Source organism: Thalassospira sp. A40-3 (genome assembly GCF_015871485.1).
GTDB lineage: Bacteria > Pseudomonadota > Alphaproteobacteria > Rhodospirillales > Thalassospiraceae > Thalassospira > Thalassospira tepidiphila.
The window spans coordinates 61,435-78,464 of record NZ_CP065428.1; the positions used below are offsets into that span (position 1 = coordinate 61,435).

General features: G+C 56.3%; 14 protein-coding genes. 8 read left to right on the forward strand and 6 right to left on the reverse strand.

Annotation, left to right across the window (positions count from 1 at the left end):
- Positions 1-41: 41 nt before the first annotated feature.
- Positions 42-749 carry a regulatory protein RecX gene (locus IT893_RS00250; RefSeq protein ID WP_197146460.1) on the reverse strand — a complete coding sequence of 236 codons (708 nt, stop codon included), beginning with the start codon at positions 747-749 and terminating at the stop codon, positions 42-44.
- Positions 750-843: 94 nt separating this feature from the next.
- Here IT893_RS00250 and IT893_RS00255 point away from each other — a divergent pair, with 94 nt between their 5' ends.
- The 6 genes from IT893_RS00255 (at position 844) to IT893_RS20105 (ending at position 7,164) form a co-directional block, all read left to right on the forward strand.
- Entirely contained in the window at positions 844-1,653 is an 810-nt protein-coding gene (locus IT893_RS00255) for an ABC transporter permease (protein WP_197146461.1), read from the forward strand.
- 231 nt (positions 1,654-1,884) lie between these two features.
- Entirely contained in the window at positions 1,885-3,042 is a 1,158-nt protein-coding gene (locus IT893_RS00260; protein ID WP_197147618.1) for an aspartate aminotransferase family protein, read from the forward strand.
- 33 nt (positions 3,043-3,075) lie between these two features.
- Entirely contained in the window at positions 3,076-3,993 is a 918-nt protein-coding gene (argF, locus tag IT893_RS00265) for an ornithine carbamoyltransferase (RefSeq protein WP_064780373.1), read from the forward strand.
- Positions 3,994-4,170: 177 nt separating this feature from the next.
- The gene (locus tag IT893_RS00270; RefSeq protein WP_197146462.1) at positions 4,171-5,142 is read left to right on the forward strand and encodes an Hsp33 family molecular chaperone HslO; all 972 of its coding nucleotides are present in this window, start codon (positions 4,171-4,173) and stop codon (positions 5,140-5,142) included.
- A gap of 137 nt (positions 5,143-5,279) precedes the next feature.
- On the forward strand, positions 5,280-5,876 hold the full coding sequence (locus IT893_RS00275; protein ID WP_197146463.1) for a hypothetical protein: 597 nt from the start codon (positions 5,280-5,282) through the stop codon (positions 5,874-5,876).
- Positions 5,877-6,015: 139 nt separating this feature from the next.
- Positions 6,016-7,164, forward strand: coding sequence for an AraC family transcriptional regulator (locus IT893_RS20105; RefSeq protein ID WP_252724023.1), 1,149 nt, complete (start codon positions 6,016-6,018; stop codon positions 7,162-7,164).
- Here the strand turns inward: IT893_RS20105 and IT893_RS00285 are convergent.
- The 5 genes from IT893_RS00285 to acs form a co-directional block, all read right to left on the reverse strand.
- Positions 7,124-8,179 carry an alpha/beta fold hydrolase gene (locus IT893_RS00285; protein WP_197146464.1) on the reverse strand — a complete coding sequence of 352 codons (1,056 nt, stop codon included), beginning with the start codon at positions 8,177-8,179 and terminating at the stop codon, positions 7,124-7,126. The two genes, IT893_RS20105 and IT893_RS00285, sit on opposite strands and share 41 nt — an antisense overlap.
- Before the next feature lie 154 nt (positions 8,180-8,333).
- Positions 8,334-9,188: a universal stress protein gene (locus tag IT893_RS00290; protein ID WP_064780377.1), complete on the reverse strand. Its 855-nt coding sequence runs from the start codon at positions 9,186-9,188 to the stop codon at positions 8,334-8,336.
- A 25-nt stretch (positions 9,189-9,213) separates the two neighbouring features.
- Positions 9,214-10,704, reverse strand: a complete 1,491-nt coding sequence (locus IT893_RS00295; protein WP_197146465.1) for a SulP family inorganic anion transporter — start codon at positions 10,702-10,704, stop codon at positions 9,214-9,216.
- 335 nt (positions 10,705-11,039) lie between these two features.
- On the reverse strand, positions 11,040-12,122 hold the full coding sequence (locus tag IT893_RS00300) for a tartrate dehydrogenase (protein ID WP_197146466.1): 1,083 nt from the start codon (positions 12,120-12,122) through the stop codon (positions 11,040-11,042).
- A gap of 220 nt (positions 12,123-12,342) precedes the next feature.
- Positions 12,343-14,286 (reverse strand): acetate--CoA ligase, encoded by a 1,944-nt coding sequence (acs, locus tag IT893_RS00305; RefSeq protein WP_197146467.1) that lies wholly within the window; start codon positions 14,284-14,286, stop codon positions 12,343-12,345.
- Between the two features lie 515 nt (positions 14,287-14,801).
- Here acs and rmuC point away from each other — a divergent pair.
- Positions 14,802-16,331, forward strand: a complete 1,530-nt coding sequence (rmuC, locus tag IT893_RS00310; RefSeq protein WP_197146468.1) for a DNA recombination protein RmuC — start codon at positions 14,802-14,804, stop codon at positions 16,329-16,331.
- A 160-nt stretch (positions 16,332-16,491) separates the two neighbouring features.
- A complete protein-coding gene (gene def, locus IT893_RS00315) occupies positions 16,492-17,010 on the forward strand; it encodes a peptide deformylase (protein ID WP_008889040.1) in 519 nt (172 codons plus the stop codon).
- Positions 17,011-17,030 lie beyond the last annotated feature (20 nt).

Here is a 17,030-nt window from a genome sequence, read left to right on the forward strand (position 1 = left end):
AAAATGGATTTGTTCATTGATAGCGGTCTTTGCGGACGCAATCAAATCCCGTCGATCATTGAGAGCAGGTCTTCGAGCTCTTCGATCTCGCTATTGATGATGCGGGTGGCGGTGTCATAGCCAAAGCCCTGACGGGCGAGTGCGGCCATATCCTTTTCGCGTTTTTCTTCGCGGATATCGGGCCGGCGCCATGGGCCAAGACGACGGCGACGGGCATAGGCGGCGGCAGCGGCAATGTTTGGGTCCGTGCCACGCACTTCCTCATAGGCGGCGTCATCGGCCTCGGCGCGAAGTTCGGTAAGGGCAGCATCGACCTGATCGCTGGCAATGCCGCGCGATGACAAATCAGCGGCAATGACGCGAAGTGCCTTGCCGCGCCTGAGCAGGGATCTTGCCCGGCCCTTGGCATAGGCATCGTCATTTATGAAGCCGGCCTTTTCACAAGCCGACAAAACCGAATTCATCCATTGCACGGCTTCTTCGGGGTCAGTGCCGTGTTCGGCGACCGAGAGGCGGATTTTACCGCGCATCAATGTTTCAAGCCGGGCGCGCGATGCGGCGAAACGTTCGAGATACCAGGTGGCATAATTCATCAGATAGTCGCGGGTGACCTTGCGCGGGCGTTTGGGTTCGTGCGAGCGGGTTTTCGACTTTTTGCCGGACTGGTTGGAAAAACGCGCATTGCCGGCGGGCTTTTTTTCGCGCGCAGAGTCGCTGGTTTCCGGGCTTTGGCGATGTTTGTCGTGCATGACTGACACTATGAATGAATTCACACCCTTGCAAGTATGCCCCCACTCTCCCTATTTTACGCGCAATTGTCTGCATTTTTCCGAAGGAAATTCCATGAACGAGTCAGAGCAACCTGCTCTTGCCCCGCGTTATATGGGGGCTGTGAACTGGCTTGGACTTTGGACCCTTTATGCCAAAGAAGTCCGTCGGTTCCTGAATGTGCATTTGCAAACCATCGGTGCGCCGGTTGTCACCAGCCTGCTGTTTCTTGCTGTTTTCCTGCTGGCCCTTGGCCGTGCGGTTGAAATGGTCAATGGCATCCCGTTTGCAACCTTCCTGGCCCCTGGTCTGATCATGATGACCATGGTGCAAAACGCCTTTGCCAACTCCTCAAGCTCGATCACGATTGCCAAGGTACAGGGCAATATCGTTGATGTTTTGATGCCGCCGCTGTCGGCTGGCGAAATGGTTGCCGGTTTTGCCTTTGGCGCGGTAACGCGTGGCATGATCGTTGGTCTGGTCACAGCGATCTTCATGTCGTTCTTTGTCGATGTCGCGATCCATAACATCTGGGCGATCCTGTATTTCGGGATTTCGGCATCCTTGATGCTGTCGCTTCTGGGGATTGCTGGTGGTGTCTGGGCCGAGAAGTTTGACCATATCGCGGTTGTCACCAACTTCGTCGTGACCCCGTTATCCTTCCTGTCGGGCACGTTTTACAGTGCGGAAAGCCTGCCGGAAGCCGGTCAGGTTCTGGTGCATTTCAACCCGTTCTTCTACATGATTGACGGGTTCCGTTATGGCTTTACCGGGATTTCCGATGGCACGATCATGACCGGTGTGGTGGTTCTTGCCCTGGTCAATGCGGCCCTTTGGCTGCTGTGCTATCGCATGATCAAAACCGGCTACAAGCTTAAGGCCTAAGCGCCGATCCGATTGCCAAACCATAAAGGACGGTATTCTGATGCGGATGCCGTCCTTTTTCATTTTGATGACCATTTTTAAAACACCCCCGTACGTGCTTTTGCGGCGTTGACAGGGTCGGTGAATCTCTTGATACTCCTCGGCTTCCCGGTATTCTGCCGGGACCTGTCCAAATGGTCAGGAATGTGAATTTTACCCGAATTGAGGAATAAGAAAGTGATTACTCCCGTCATGCCGACCTACGCGCGGGCCGATTTGGCCTTTGAGAAAGGTGAAGGACCTTATCTCTATGCGCAGGACGGCCGACGATTCCTTGATTTCGGGTCGGGGATCGCGGTCAACACGCTTGGTCATTCGCACCCGCATCTGGTGGCGAAACTGACCGAGCAGGTTGGCAAGCTTTGGCATACCTCGAACCTGTATCAGATGCCGGGGCAGGAAAAACTGGCCAAGCGGCTGATTGAGAACAGCTTTGCCGATACGGTGTTTTTCTGTAACTCCGGTGCCGAGGCGAATGAAGCTGGCATCAAGATGCTGCGTCGGTATCAGTATGTGTCGGGCCATCCTGAAAAGAACCGCATTCTGGTTGCGACCAATGCGTTTCATGGAAGGACCCTTGGCACCCTGACCGCGGGTTATAGCGAGAAATACCGCGAAGGTTTCGGGCCGATGCCTGATGGCTTTGACCGGGTGGCGTTTGGCAACCTGAACGAACTTCGCAACGCGATCACGCCCAATACAGGCGGTATTATCCTTGAGCCGATCCAGGGCGAAGGCGGCATTTGCCGTGCGCCGGAAGGGTATCTTGAGGGTGTGCGCAAGGCGGCCGATGAATTCGGCATGCTGGTGATGTTTGATGAAGTTCAGACCGGTATTGGCCGAACCGGCAAACTGTTTGCCTATCAATGGTCGGATATGGAGCCTGATATCATTTCCTCGGCCAAGGGACTTGGCGGTGGCTTCCCGATCGGCGCACTGCTCGCCAATGAAAAGGCAGCCGCTGCCTTTACGCCCGGCATGCATGGCACGACCTTTGGTGGTAACCAGCTTGCAACGGCGGCCGCCAATGCGGTGCTGGATGAGGTCCTGAAACCCGGTTTCATGGACCATGTTCTGGAAATGAGCCGCCTGATTGTTGATGGCCTTGAGGTGATTGCACGCAAGCATCCGGGCTTTATCGAAGAAGTGCGTGGCATGGGCCTGCTGTTGGGGATGAAAACCAAACCGGCCAATGTTGATGTTGTTGCCAAACTGCGCGAGTTCAATCTTTTGACCGTGCCGGCAGGCGACAATGTGGTGCGTATCATTCCGCCGCTTAACATCACCAAAACCCATGTTGACGAAGCGCTGGTTGCCATTGATGCAGCCGCTGCCGCCCTTGGTAAATAATGCGCAAATAAGGGCGCGGAAGGAAATTTGACTATGACTGATATTCGCCATTTTCTCGATCTCGACAAAATGTCGGCAAGCGAGCTTAAGGATATTCTGGCCCTTGGCGACTCCGAGAAGGCCGGGAAGGCTCCGTTCGGGGTAAAACCGCTTGCGGGCAAGACGTTGGCCTTGATTTTTGAAAAGCCGTCGACCCGTACGCGCGTGTCGTTCGAAGTTGGCATGCGCCAGCTTGGCGGTGATGTGGTGACGCTTGATGCCGACAGCAGCCAGCTTGGCCGCGGGGAAACCATTGCCGATACCGCACGCGTTTTGTCGCGTTTTGTCGATGCGATCATGATCCGGACGACCGATGAATCCAAACTGCATGAGTTGGCGCAATATGCCACCGTGCCGGTGATCAATGGGCTTACCGATCAAAGCCATCCGTGCCAGATCATGGCCGATCTGATGACGGTCAAGGAACACAAGGGCAAGCTTGAGGGCCTCAAGTTCGCCTGGGTTGGTGATGGCAATAACGTCTCGGCATCGTTCATTCATGCATCGCCGAAATTCGGCTTTGCACTCGATATGGCGTGCCCGGCGGGCTATCGCCCCAATCAGGGGCTGATTGAAACCGCCAATGCCGAAGGCGGCAAAGTGCGTCTGACCGATATGGACAGTGCACTTGCGGGGGCCGATGTTGTGGTCACCGATTGCTGGGTTTCGATGGGCGATGAAGATTACGACGCCCGGATGGAAGCCCTTTCGCCCTATCAGATTAATGAGGCCACCATGGCACAGGCCAAGGATGATGCGATCTTCCTGCATTGTCTGCCAGCCCATCGAAACGAAGAAGTCACCGACGCGGTGATTGACGGGCCACAGTCGGTTGTGTTTGACGAGGCGGAAAACCGCCTGCATGCGCAAAAGGGTGTTTTGCTTTATTGCCTGAATGGTTTGCCGTCGTAAGGCTTGCCATCCGGGTTATGGCCCCTAAATAAGCCATATCGAATTTGAAGGGCGGCATTGGCCGCCCTTTGCTATGCTGTCAGGTGTTTTCGTCCAGGGTCTTTACCTTGGCACCTCGACAATGCGGGGGTGCAGTTGTTATACGCCCCGCAACACGTAAAAACGCGGAAGCTGAAAATGCAGATTGCTGTCGATTTTTGCCAGCCCTTCACGCTGGATCATTCCAACATCCGTGGCCGCTTCACGCGCCTGGGCCCGACGGTGCAGACCATCATCGGGCAGCACACCTATCCTGCGCTTGCCAACCATCTGCTTTCCGAGATCATCGGTCTTGCCGTGCTGTTGTCCTCGTCGCTTAAATATGAAGGCCTGTTTACCCTTCAGACCAGCTCCGACGGGCCGATCAGCATGCTGGTGGTTGATGTCGATAGTGATGGCAATGTGCGCGCCTGCCTTCGGGTCGATGAAGAACGCCTCAACGCCATGATCGCAGCCGAAGAAGGCGGCGAGGATGCATTGCGTGGTCAGGTCCTGAAACTGATGGGCCGGGGCCATATTGCCTTCACGGTCGATCAGGGCGATGAGCACGAACGCTATCAGGGGATTGTATCGCTTGAGGGCGAGACGCTGGCGCAATGTGCAGAGGCCTATTTCCGCCAGTCCGAACAGCTTGAAACGTCGTTCAAGCTTGAAGTGCATCGCGGCGAGACCGCAGATGACTGGTGGGTCGGCGGGCTGTTCCTGCAAAAAATGCCGGTCAGCGCATCGGGTGATGCGAGCACTCCGGAAGAGGCCGAAAAGGTATCTGAAGACTGGAACAGATCAACCATCCTGATGGCGAGTGCGACCGAGAACGAGCTGGTTGATATTTCGCTTTCGGCCCATGACCTGATCTGGCGCCTGTTCCATGACGAGGAACCGCGCGTGTTTGAACAGACCCAGCTTCAGTTCAAATGCCGTTGTTCGCGCGAGAAGATCGAAGGCGCGCTTGTGACTTATCCGCTTGATGAGCTTTTGTCGATGCGCGAAGCCGACACCGGCGAGGTTGGCGTATCCTGCCAGTTCTGTAACACGCGTTATGGCTTTAACGAGGCGGAGCTTCGCCAGCTCAAGGCGGATGATCCCGAAGCGGCATCGCCGAAAATCTAGTAACGGCGTCAGGGGCTTCGGCGCTTAATTGTTCGTCACAGCCTTGCCTTAATCATCAAGCAACGTCACCATGGAATTTGTACGCCATGGTGGCGTTGTTTTTTTATCTGTGTGATTGATCAAAGGAGATCGAAGACATGACGGTTATGTCCATCAAGGGCCTGCGCGCCGTTGTTGCCGGGGCGGCACTTGCGCTGATGGCGGCTTGCACAAGCGGCCCGGTTGCGACCTATCCCGATGTGACATGGCGCCATCTTGATCCGATTGTCTTTGCCGCCGGTCCGATTGAAAAGGTTGCGGCCTGGTCAAACAACGAGGACGGATCGATCCAGTCGTCCCTGCCGTTCAATCTGGGCCGCATGGCGATGAACTGGCCCGATGACCGCATCCAGACTGCCGGCACCAATGACATGCTGCGTTATAGCGTGACCGAGGCCTCGGTGACTTCGAACGCGCTTAAAACCACCAAGGGCATCAAGGGTGTCTTTACCGACGATCAGTCCGACAAGATTGACCTTAAGGTCGCAGCCAAGCTTGAGCTGCTCGACCCCAATGGCATGCAGAAGGGCGAGGTAACGGCGATGGCGGAACGGTCACGCACGCTTTCGGAATCGATGTCGGTCTCCGAACGCGAACAGGCGGTCTATGACGCGACCACGGCCCTTTTGATGGATCTTGATCGCGAAATGGAACGCCAGATCAACAACAATCTGGGACGTTTCCTGTTGCGGTGATCGACGTCCCGTTTGGGATTTAAACAAAATCCAAAGGCCGCGGTGATGTTTCATCGCGGTCTTTTTTGTTGCGCGTCCCTGCGACACGCGGGACAAACATCAGGTTACGATTGCCAATTGCCAGATTGTGCCAAGCCTTATGTTTGAAATCCCGTTGCCCTTTGTCGTTGCCTTGTTGCTGGCGATTTTGCTGGTGCGCCTGACCCTGCGCGGTCCGGCCGGGCCGGTTGGGCGGAGCATGCGGATCTTCGTTGCCGCCAGTCTGGCGCTGGTGATCATGGTCGGGCTGCGCTGGCAATTTGATCTGCTGATTTTCCGTTTCTTGCGCCCGTTGTTTGCCGCGATGCTGCCACCCATCGCCTGGATGTGCTTTGCCGCACTCGGTTCAAAGGAACGGTCGCAAACCAGATGGCGGTGGCTGCATGTTATCCCGGTTCTGGCGATTTTCATCGCCAGTCTGACCTGGCGACAATGGCATATCCAGGTGGATTTCCTGATTGCCGTGCAATTTATCGGATATGGTATTGCGCTGATGATTTTGGCCAGCCGCGGCGAAGACCGTTTTGCCCAGGCACGGCTGGGCGATGTCGGATCGGTTCGGGGTATTGTTGCCGTGGTTGGCGGGGCGCTGATTTTCTCAGGGCTCGTCGACGGGTTGATCGCCCTTGATTTCAGCATCACGCAGGGCACAAACGTCGCAACAATCGTTGGCACTGCGCAGTTGGTTGTTCTGGTGGTGCTGGCGTTGCTGATGGTCCGGTTGGAGCGTCTTAGTCCGCAGACCACGCAGCTGACTGATAGCGTGACCGAACCAGCACTTGCGCAGCACAAAGACGACCCGCAAGACAACAACGATATCGCCGAGGATGATGCCATTCTTGCCGCAATCGACGATGTCATGCGCGCGCAGCATCTGTATCGCGATCCTGATCTGACACTCGATCGGTTGGCGCGTCGTGTGGTGATCCCGGCACGGCAGATTTCCGGGGCGATTAACCGCCGGTTCGGGCGCAATGTGTCACAGGTCGTCAATGAGTACCGCGTGGCAGAGGCACAGATGCTGCTGCGAACGACCGACAAGCCGGTGACCGAAATCATGTTTGACTGCGGGTTTCAGACCAAATCGAACTTTAACCGTGAATTTGGCCGGGTGACCGGGATGGGTCCACGGGCTTATCGCGACGCGGACCCAAATCCTGATCAACGGGCCCCCGATCAACCGACCCCCGATCAACCGTTCGGCCCGATCAGGAAGCTGTTTTCAGAGAACGCAGAAAGTCGAGAATAAGGGTGATGGTCTGTTGATGCAGGTCTGATCGATCCGTTGCGTCATCGCCATCGATACAGATAATGCCATCACCCGGGACGTCCTGTTCAAGCAGGATCGCGGCATTTGGTTTGCATTCCGGCAGGAAGCTGAAATGCGCCGCACCGGGCAAATCATGGTAACGGGTTAAATCGGCCGACAGGTGGTCGATCAGATAACCCGATTCAAGGTCCTTGGGGATTTTCGGGTTGGGCGCACCGGCGGCAATGACCAGAACCGGGATATCGATGGCCGCCAGACTTTCGGGGGTAAAGCCACGGGCAAGGCCAAGATCAAGCGAGATTGCGCCACGGATCCGTTTGTCTTTAAGGTCGGCGGCCAGCTTTTCGCGATCTTCAATTGTGCGGCCAACCTCAAGTTCCGCGAGGCCGTCGCAGGCGGCGAATTCGGGATGCGCTTGGCATTCGTCGTCCATCCGATCCATGTTCATTCGCGCCCCGGCGAGCTCAAGCACCGTCCATCCGCCCAGTGAATGACCAATCACCGTGATGTTGTTTGGATCAATGTGGGGCGTCCATGTGGGATTATCGGTCAGCGATGTGATCAGGTGACTGATATCGCGCGGACGGAGCCACAAAGCCGATCCGACTTCGGCGGTGACATCGCGGCTGGTGGTGCCGGGGTGATTGATCGCGGCCACCACATAGCCCGCCCGGGCGAGTTCCGCGGCAAGCCATCCCTGATTGCGCCAGTTGCCACCAAACCCATGCGACATCACGACCAGGGGATGGCGTCCGTCCTGAATTTCGGCATCAGGCTGAACCATCTGACCGAAAAAGACCGGGTTTTCGCCAACAGCTACCGCTGGGTTTATATCGCTGGTCGGATACCAGATTGCACCAACCAATGCGCGGTTCCCATCACTTGCCGCGATGGTGGTTTCGGTGAAACCCACGGCATTGGGCGCGCCATGAGATGGCGTTGACATGACAAAAGCCGCCAAGATGGCCAGCGTGGTGACGGTAAAACGCAACATGTTTGATCCTTCGAACCAAATGAAAGGGTGCGATGAGTTTTACCGGTCGGGGGGCTGTTGGCGTCCTTGATCGCGATCAAGGACCTTTCAGGCACAAAAAAAGCCCCGGTCGGTTGGCCGGGGCTTGGTCTTTGATCGCGGATCACGATGGGTCTTAGCGGAACATCATCACCGGCACATGGCAGGACCGGACCATTTCGGTGGTGGTGCTGCCGATGATCAGGTTGCGGATGCGCGAATGGCCATAAGCGCCCATGACCAGAAGATCGATATTTTCCGCTTCGATCTTGTCCTTGATCACGTCTTCGGGTTCGCCCGAAGCAAAGCCTGCATCGACCTCATATCCCGCCTTGCGAAGGATGGTTGCCGCGTCATCAAGCTTTTCCTGCAACGTGTCGTTTGGCTTGCCAACCGACAGTAACGTGCAGGGCAGACCGGTAAACAGTTTGCCCGATGCGATGTGGCGCACGGCCTTCATCGCACTTTCGCCGCCGTCAAAGGCAATCAGGAATTTGTTGATCGGCTTGAATGCACGCGATGCGACAAGCACCGGTTTTTTGGCCGAACGCACAACCCGTTCAAGGTTGGAGCCCAGATGCAACTTGGCAAAATCGGCGGCCTCGCCGCGTTTGCCGACCAGGATCAGATCGGCATCACCTTCGAATTCGGCAATGGTTTCGATCAGATCGCCATGGCGCAGCTTGGTGGTCACCGTGGCAACGCCCTTTTCCTCGAGCCCGGTTTTGGCTTCTTCAAGCAGCAAACGACCGCGCTTGAGTTCGAGCTTGTTTTTCTGCTCATCGAGATCGGCCAGTTCTTTTAGCAGGGCCGAACGGGCACCGAGTTTGAGGCTGCCACTGAGGTCGGCCGGTTCGGAATCGGTATTGCGCCGGCCCAGCACATGCATCAGTTCGACCGATGCGTCGGTGCGTTCTGCCACCCAGCGGGTCAGGTCGCATACACTTTGCGAATAGCCTGATCCATCGATCAGTGCGATCAGATGTGTCATGGATCGTCTTCCTTTCCCAGTTTCCCTAGTGGCCCATCAGGCGTTCAAGCGCGCCGGGCTTGTCGTGGATGGCCAGTTTATCGACGATTGTCTCGCTGGCTTCATTGAGACCGATCAACTCGACCTCGGCCCCTTCACGGCGGAATTTGAGCACGACCATATCAAGGGCTGCAACACTTGAAATGTCCCAGATATGCGCGTGGCTGACATCAATCGTGACCTTGTCGAGCGCTTCGCGGAAATCAAACGCCTTGGTGAAGTCTTCGACCGAGGCAAAGAAGATCTGGCCGCGCACTTCGTAGGTGCGGTGCGTGCTGTCGGCCGACAGCGTGCTGGTAACACGGAAAATCTGCGCGATCTTCCAGGCAAAGAAGATACCCGACAGCAACACACCGACCAGAACACCGATTGCCAGGTTGTGCGAACCCACCACCGTGATCACGGTGGCCAGCATCACGATCGACGAGCTGCGCGGATGATCCTTGAGGTCCTTGATCGAGGACCAGCTGAATGTCCCGATCGACACCATGATCATGATGGCGACAAGGGCCGCCATCGGAATGATCGCCACCAGATCGCCCAGAACTACAATCAGGATCAGAAGGAAAATCCCGGCAAGGAAGGTCGACAGGCGGCAACGACCGCCCGATTTGACGTTAATCACCGACTGGCCGATCATCGCACAACCGGCCATACCGCCGATAAAGCCGGTAAAGAAGTTGGCGATCCCCTGACCATAGCATTCGCGCGTGCGGTTGGACGTGGTGTCGGTCAGATCATCAACGATCTGGGCCGTCATCAGACTTTCCAGAAGACCGACCGCCGCGACCGCCGCCGAATAAGGCAGGATGATCAGGAAGGTATCAAGGTTCAGCGGCACATCAGGGAAATAGATCGCCGGGAAGGCATCAGGAAGCGCGCCCATATCGCCCACGGTGCGTAGATCGGCATCGATAAAGAACGACAGGCCGGTCAGAACGATGATGCAAATCAGTGGCGACGGGATCACCTTGGTAATGCGCGGGAACAGATAAATAATGGCAAGGCCGCCTGCAACCATCACATAGGTCATATAGCTGACATTGGTCAGTTCCGGCAGCTGGGCCATGAAGATCAGGATGGCGAGCGCATTGACAAAGCCGGTCATCACCGACTTGGAGACAAAGCGCATCAGAGACCCCAGACGAAGCGCACCGGCCAGCATCTGAATGACGCCAGCCAGAACGGTCGCGGCCAGCAGATAATCAAGGCCATGTTCACGGACAAGCGATCCCATCAGAACGGCGGTGGCGGCGGTGGCCGCCGAAATCATGCCCGGACGGCCGCCAAAGATGGCGGTGATCACGGCAATCGAGAAGGAGGCATAAAGCCCGACCTTCGGGTCAACACCGGCAATGATGGAAAAGGCAATGGCCTCCGGGATCAGGGCCAGCGCAACCACAAGGCCCGAAAGCACATCGGCGCGAATGTTGCCAAGCCATTCAGCCCGCAAACGCGGCAGAAAATCGCTATTCACAGAAAATCTCCGTCTCGGTCAAGCCCGACCGCGCAATCGCCAGATCTGACGATTGATTGTCCCGCGGGCTGGAATGTCATCAGGCGGTCTTCATGATCCGTCAGCCGGAAATTCAGCGACAGGTCTCCCCAAGACCATCCCGTTCGTTGCTGCGTCGCAGCAGGCTGTACCTATACCAATTTAAGATTTTGCACAACCGTGGGACGGGCGACGTGGCGATCTGATGCGCCTACCCGATGCAAGCTTGCCGGCACCCGTTTGCCAAAAGAAAAGCCTGACCCCGGCAAAGCGGGGATCAGGCAACGTTTGAAATTTATCTGAACAGGCTCTGGCAATCAGGCGTTATCAAGAAGCGCCTTGGCGATTGCCTCGCCACAGGTGACGGTATTCGCCTTGCCGCCAAGATCGGCGGTGCGCAGGTTTTCATCGAGCAGGACGGCCTCAATCGCGCGCATGATCGCATCATGGGCATCGGTGTGACCGAGGTGATCAAGCATCATTGCCCCTGACCAGATCTGGCCGATCGGGTTGGCGATGCCCTTGCCGGCAATATCGGGGGCGGAACCATGGACCGGTTCGAACAGGGAGGGGAATTTGCGTTCCGGGTTGATGTTGCCCGATGGCGCGATGCCGATGGTGCCAGTACAGGCCGGGCCAAGATCGGACAGGATATCGCCAAACAGGTTCGACGCCACGACCACATCAAAGCGGTCCGGGTTCATGACGAACTGGGCGGTCAGAATATCGATATGGTATTTGTCCCAGGTGACGTCGGGATAGTTTTTCGCCATTTCGATCACGCGTTCATCCCAGTAGGGCATGGTGATTGAAATACCGTTCGATTTGGTGGCCGAGGTTACATGTTTGCGCGGGCGTTTCTGCGCCAGTTCGAACGCATATTTCAGGATACGATCAATGCCGGTGCGCGACATGACGGTTTCCTGAATGACGATTTCACGGTCCGTGCCGGGATACATCTTGCCCCCGACCGAGGAATATTCACCTTCGGTATTTTCGCGCACGACATAGAAATCAATGTCACCCGGTTTGCGCCCTGCGAGCGGCGATGGCACGCCGGGCATCAGTTTGGCCGGGCGCAAATTGACATACTGGTCAAAGTCGCGCCGGAACATGATCAGCGAGCCCCACAGTGAAATGTGGTCCGGCACCGTTTCAGGCCAGCCGACCGCACCAAAGAAAATGGCATCATGTGGTTCGATCTGTGCGCGCCAGTCATCGGGCATCATTTGGCCGTGCTTTTGATAGTAGTCGCACGAGCCGAATTCGAATTCATTAAACACCAGATCAAGGTCAAAGATTTCGCCGGCGGCCTTAAGCACGCGGATACCTTCGGGCATGACTTCGGTTCCGATGCCGTCGCCGGCGATGACTGCGATTTTGTGGGTGGGGCGTGTCACGGTGCTGTTCTCCGCTGATGTGAGTTTTTTGGTGGGCTTTTCAGATTGGGGATTATTGCGTTGATAGGACGTTTCGTCGAGCCCCGGAAGCGATCCGGATTACAGTCCTGATTGCAGCCCGAATGACAAGAAAGGCCCCCACCATTGGCAGGGGCCTTTCCGTGTAAGGGTATCTGGCGACGATCGGGCCGCCAGAGTTTTGGCCTTAGCGGTTCAGATCTTAACGATTCTGGCGGTTATCGATCAGGTCATCGACAACACCCGGATCGGCAAGGGTCGAGGTATCGCCAAGCTGATCATATTCGTTGGCGGCAATCTTGCGCAGGATACGGCGCATGATTTTGCCCGAACGGGTTTTCGGCAGACCCGGCGACCACTGGATGAAGTCCGGGCTTGCGATCGGGCCGATTTCCTTGCGGACCCATTTGACCAGTTCGGCGCGCAGCTCGTCGGTCGGTTCTTCGCCGGCATTCAGCGTGACATAGGCATAGATACCCTGACCCTTGATGTCGTGCGGAACGCCGACCACGGCGGCCTCGGCCACCTTGGAATGGGCGACCAGTGCGCTTTCGACTTCGGCGGTGCCCATGCGGTGACCCGATACGTTGATCACGTCATCAACACGGCCGGTGATCCAGTAATAGCCATCATCATCGCGACGTGCGCCATCACCGGTGGTGTAGACGTTTTTAAACGTGCTGAAATAGGTCTGGATGAAGCGTTCATGGTCACCATAGACCGTCCGCATCTGACCCGGCCAGCTGTCCTTGATGACAAGGTTGCCATCGGTTGCACCGGTCAGTTCCTTGCCTTCGTTATCAAGCAAGGCCGGCTGAACACCAAAGAACGGCAAGGTCGCCGAACCCGGTTTGAGGTCGGTCGCACCCGGCAGCGGCGTAATCAGGATGCCGCCGGTTTCGGTCTGCCACCAGGTATCGACAATCGGGCAGTTCTTTTTGCCGACATGCTCGTAATACCATTCCCAGGCTTCCGGGTTGATCGGCTCACCCACCGAGCCAAGGATGCGAAGCGAGGACAGATCGGCCTTGTTCACATAGCTCTCGCCTTCGCGCATCAGGGCACGGATGGCGGTCGGTGCGGTGTAGAAGATGTTGACCTTGTGCTTCTCGCAGACCTGCCAGAAACGCGATGCGTCCGGATAGCTCGGCACACCTTCAAACATCAGGGTCGTGGCACCGTTGGCCAGCGGACCATAAACGATGTAGCTGTGACCGGTGACCCAGCCCACGTCAGCAGTACACCAGTAGATGTCGCCTTCGTGGTAATCAAAGACATACTGATGGGTCATGGAAGCGTAAACGAGGTAACCGCCCGAGGTGTGCAGAACACCCTTCGGCTTGCCGGTCGAGCCCGAGGTATAAAGAACAAACAGCGGGTCTTCGGCATTGACTTCGGTTGGCGGGCAGTCGGTAGAGGCTGCTGCGCAGACTTCGTGATACCAGACGTCACGCGCATCGTTCCAGGCAACGTCCTTGCCGGTGTGCTTGACGACGACCATTTTCTCGACCGATTTGACGCCCGGGTGCGACAGGGCCTCATCCGCGTTGCGCTTGAGCGGGACCGAACGACCCCCACGCAGACCTTCGTCCGAGGTGATGACGACCTTGGCACCGCAATCTTCAACGCGACCGGCCAGTGCTTCGGGCGAGAAACCGCCAAAGACGATCGAATGGATCGCGCCGATACGTGCGCAGGCCAGCATGGCAACAGCGGCCTCGGGGATCATCGGCAGATAGATGACAACGCGATCGCCCTTGGCAACGCCCATCGATTTCAGCGCATTGGCGAAACGACAGGTGCGCTCATAAAGGTCGCGATAGGTGATGTGTTCGGAGACGTTGGGATCATCGCCCTCGAAGATAATGGCGGTCTGATCGCCGCGCTTTTCAAGGTGACGGTCAAGGCAGTTGGCCGCAACGTTCAGCGTGCCGTCTTCATACCATTTGATGTAGAGATCTTTGGCATCGTAGCTGACGTTTTTGACGGTTTTATAGGGTTTGATCCAGTCAATGCGTTTGCCGTGTTCGCCCCAGAAGCCTTCCGGGTCTTCGACCGACTGCTTGTACATGGCGTCGTATTTTGCCTTGTCGATCAAAGCGCCCTTCGCGATGTCGTCAGGTACGGGATAAACGTTCGCAGACATATGTGGCCTCTTGTTCGTTTCCTGTGGTCTCTAGGTCGGCACCGGGGTGCTTTCGATGACTTTTCCAACGGGCTCGAAAAAGGCATCCGTCCGATGCAGTAATTTCGGTGCGGTTCAGAACCTGCTTTGCCATGCTGCCCGGTCCGGTGTGTGATCGGTCCCGTTCAAAGGGGGCGGGCACGGCAAAGTTACTCCTGTCGCTTGCGCCCTATGCTAGTGCGCAGAGAGTATTGAGGGAATACAACTTAAGACGGGGGCGGGCCTGGCCGGGTGCGCCTTGGTTGGTGTAGGTTTGCCACACTGGCAGGCATGGTCGTCGTCTTTGACCTCCCTTGGGTGCCGATCCTTGGTTCTGTTCCCTTATCCAATTGAAATATATCCGAAATTCTTAGGCTCGCCAGTGAAGCCGATTACATTTTTTCTGTGCGTGGATGTGGGGCCAGCTTGGTTCGGTTCTGGATTTGACAGAACAAAACAGATACAAAGAAGCCAGCACGTAATCAAATGGTGGGATAATGGATCCGATTTCTTTGGCAGCAGGGGCGCTTGGCGCATCTGTTCTGGCACTTGTCTTTAGCATCATGATGGTCAAGCGCATCAAGGATGCCGCAGAGGCCGAGACGGAGTCGCGCACAGCCCTTCTGGCGTCCCAGCTTGAACATGCGGACAATACCCGGCGCGATCTTGCGACCGAGGTTGCCCAGATGCGTGAAAGGCTTTCCGAGGCATCGGAAAAGCGCGCCATTGCTGAAACCACGGCCAACCGGGTGCCGGTGCTTGAAGCCGAAATGAAGGAGCTTCGCACCGCCCTTGATCACTGGCGCGAAAAGGGGTCCGAGCTTGAAACCGCGCTTGAGAAAGAGCGCGAGGCGGCCAAGGAAAAGCTCGAGATGCTCGAAGATGCCAAGACCAAGCTGCTTGATAGCTTCAAGGCGCTGTCGTCCGATGCGCTTAAGGTCAATAACGACGAGTTCATGAAGCTGGCGCGTGAAAACTTTTCCCGCCTGCAGGAAGGGGCCAAGGGTGATCTTGAAAAACGCCAGCAGGCCATTGACGGGATCGTAAAACCCATCCGGGAACGGCTTGAGGCCTTTGATACCAAGGTTAACGAACTTGAAAAAAACCGCAAGGAAGCTTATGGCGAACTGCGTGAACAGGTCGGGACCCTGGTGCAATCGCAACACAAATTGTCCAAGGAAACCCAGACGCTGAGTTCGGCCCTTCGGTCGAGTTCCTCGGTGTCGGGCAAGTGGGGCGAATTGCAGCTTAAGCGCATTGTCGAACTGGCCGGGATGCTCAAGCATTGCGACTTTGACGAACAGGTGCATTTCAATACCGACGAAGGCGTTCAGAAACCCGACATGGTCATTCACCTGCCGGGCGGCAAGAATATCGTGGTCGATGCCAAGGCCCCGACATCGGCCTATCTTGAGGCGATTGACGAGAAATATGACGACGATCGCCGCGAAGCCTTGATGGCGACCTATGTCACCAATGTGCGCAAGGTGATCACGGATCTTTCGAAAAAATCATACTGGAAGTCGGTCGACAGTCCGGAATTTGTCGTTCTGTTCCTGCCCGGTGAAAGCTTCTTCTCGGCCGCCCTTGAACGCGACCCGCGTTTGATTGAGGACAGCTTCCGCGACGGGGTCATTCTGGCAACACCGACGACCTTGCTGGGCTTGCTTAAGGCCGTGTCATATGGCTGGCGACAGGAAGCGCTGGCCGAAAGCGCGCGTGATATCAGTGAAATCGGCTTGCAGCTTTATGATCGTCTGGGCGCGCTTGCCAAGCATTTCTCATCGATGGGAAAATCGCTTGAAAGTACGGTGAAGCATTACAACAAGACGCTGGGGTCACTCGAAGGATCGGTTCTTGTGTCGGCGCGCAAGCTTAAGGAAAAGCATATCGTCTCAGATGACCGCATGATCGAGGAACCGTCCCCGTCGGAAACCCATGTGCGCGAAATCACCAAGACGGAATTGCTGGCCGGGCCAGAGGATGCGACGCCAGACGCGGATGTGAAGCCAGACGCTAGGGATTGAACCAAACCGCTCTTGGCCGAGATCCCTTGTGCGCAACATGGCAGCCATCGCGGCTAAATCGGGCTGTTTGCTTGACTTGGGCGTGGGGAAACCTTATCTCGAAGCGCGAAATTCGCTATAATTATATATTGCATCAAGTTCGAAACCGGATCAGAGACCCATGGCCCTGCGTGAAATTCTTATCGTTCCAGACCCGCGCCTGAAAAAGGAATGCGAACCGGTCGAGGAAGTGAATGATGAGATCAAGACCCTTCTTAATGACATGCTTGAAACCATGTATGCGGCACCGGGCATTGGCCTTGCTGCGCCGCAGATCGGGGTGATGAAGCGCGTGGTGGTCATGGATGTGTCCGATGACAAGGACAAGCCGGAACCGCTCAAACTGATCAATCCGGAGATCATCTGGGAGTCTGAGGAAACCTCGATCTATCAGGAAGGGTGCCTGTCGATCCCGGAACAATACGCCGATGTCGAACGCCCGGCCGAAGTTGGCATGCGCTATATGGATGAAAACGGCGAAACGCACGAGATCGAGGCGGACGGGTTGCTTGCGACCTGCATCCAGCACGAGATCGATCATCTGGATGGCGTTCTGTTCACCGATTATCTCAGCGCGCTCAAGCGCAACATGATCCTGAAAAAAGTCCAGAAGCTGCAGAAAACCAAAAAGTCTGCCTGAGACGTCTGATCAGAAACGCA

Coding starts and splice junctions, on each gene's coding strand:
- IT893_RS00270 (WP_197146462.1), top strand. CDS start 4,171: ATGCAGATTGCTGTCGATTTTTGCCAGCCCTTCACGCTGGATCATTCC.
- IT893_RS00285 (WP_197146464.1), bottom strand. CDS start 8,179: ATGTTGCGTTTTACCGTCACCACGCTGGCCATCTTGGCGGCTTTTGTC.
- IT893_RS00250 (WP_197146460.1), bottom strand. CDS start 749: ATGCACGACAAACATCGCCAAAGCCCGGAAACCAGCGACTCTGCGCGC.
- IT893_RS00290 (WP_064780377.1), bottom strand. CDS start 9,188: ATGACACATCTGATCGCACTGATCGATGGATCAGGCTATTCGCAAAGT.
- rmuC (WP_197146468.1), top strand. CDS start 14,802: ATGGATCCGATTTCTTTGGCAGCAGGGGCGCTTGGCGCATCTGTTCTG.
- IT893_RS00255 (WP_197146461.1), top strand. CDS start 844: ATGAACGAGTCAGAGCAACCTGCTCTTGCCCCGCGTTATATGGGGGCT.
- argF (WP_064780373.1), top strand. CDS start 3,076: ATGACTGATATTCGCCATTTTCTCGATCTCGACAAAATGTCGGCAAGC.
- IT893_RS00260 (WP_197147618.1), top strand. CDS start 1,885: ATGCCGACCTACGCGCGGGCCGATTTGGCCTTTGAGAAAGGTGAAGGA.
- IT893_RS20105 (WP_252724023.1), top strand. CDS start 6,016: ATGTTTGAAATCCCGTTGCCCTTTGTCGTTGCCTTGTTGCTGGCGATT.
- IT893_RS00275 (WP_197146463.1), top strand. CDS start 5,280: ATGACGGTTATGTCCATCAAGGGCCTGCGCGCCGTTGTTGCCGGGGCG.
- def (WP_008889040.1), top strand. CDS start 16,492: ATGGCCCTGCGTGAAATTCTTATCGTTCCAGACCCGCGCCTGAAAAAG.
- acs (WP_197146467.1), bottom strand. CDS start 14,286: ATGTCTGCGAACGTTTATCCCGTACCTGACGACATCGCGAAGGGCGCT.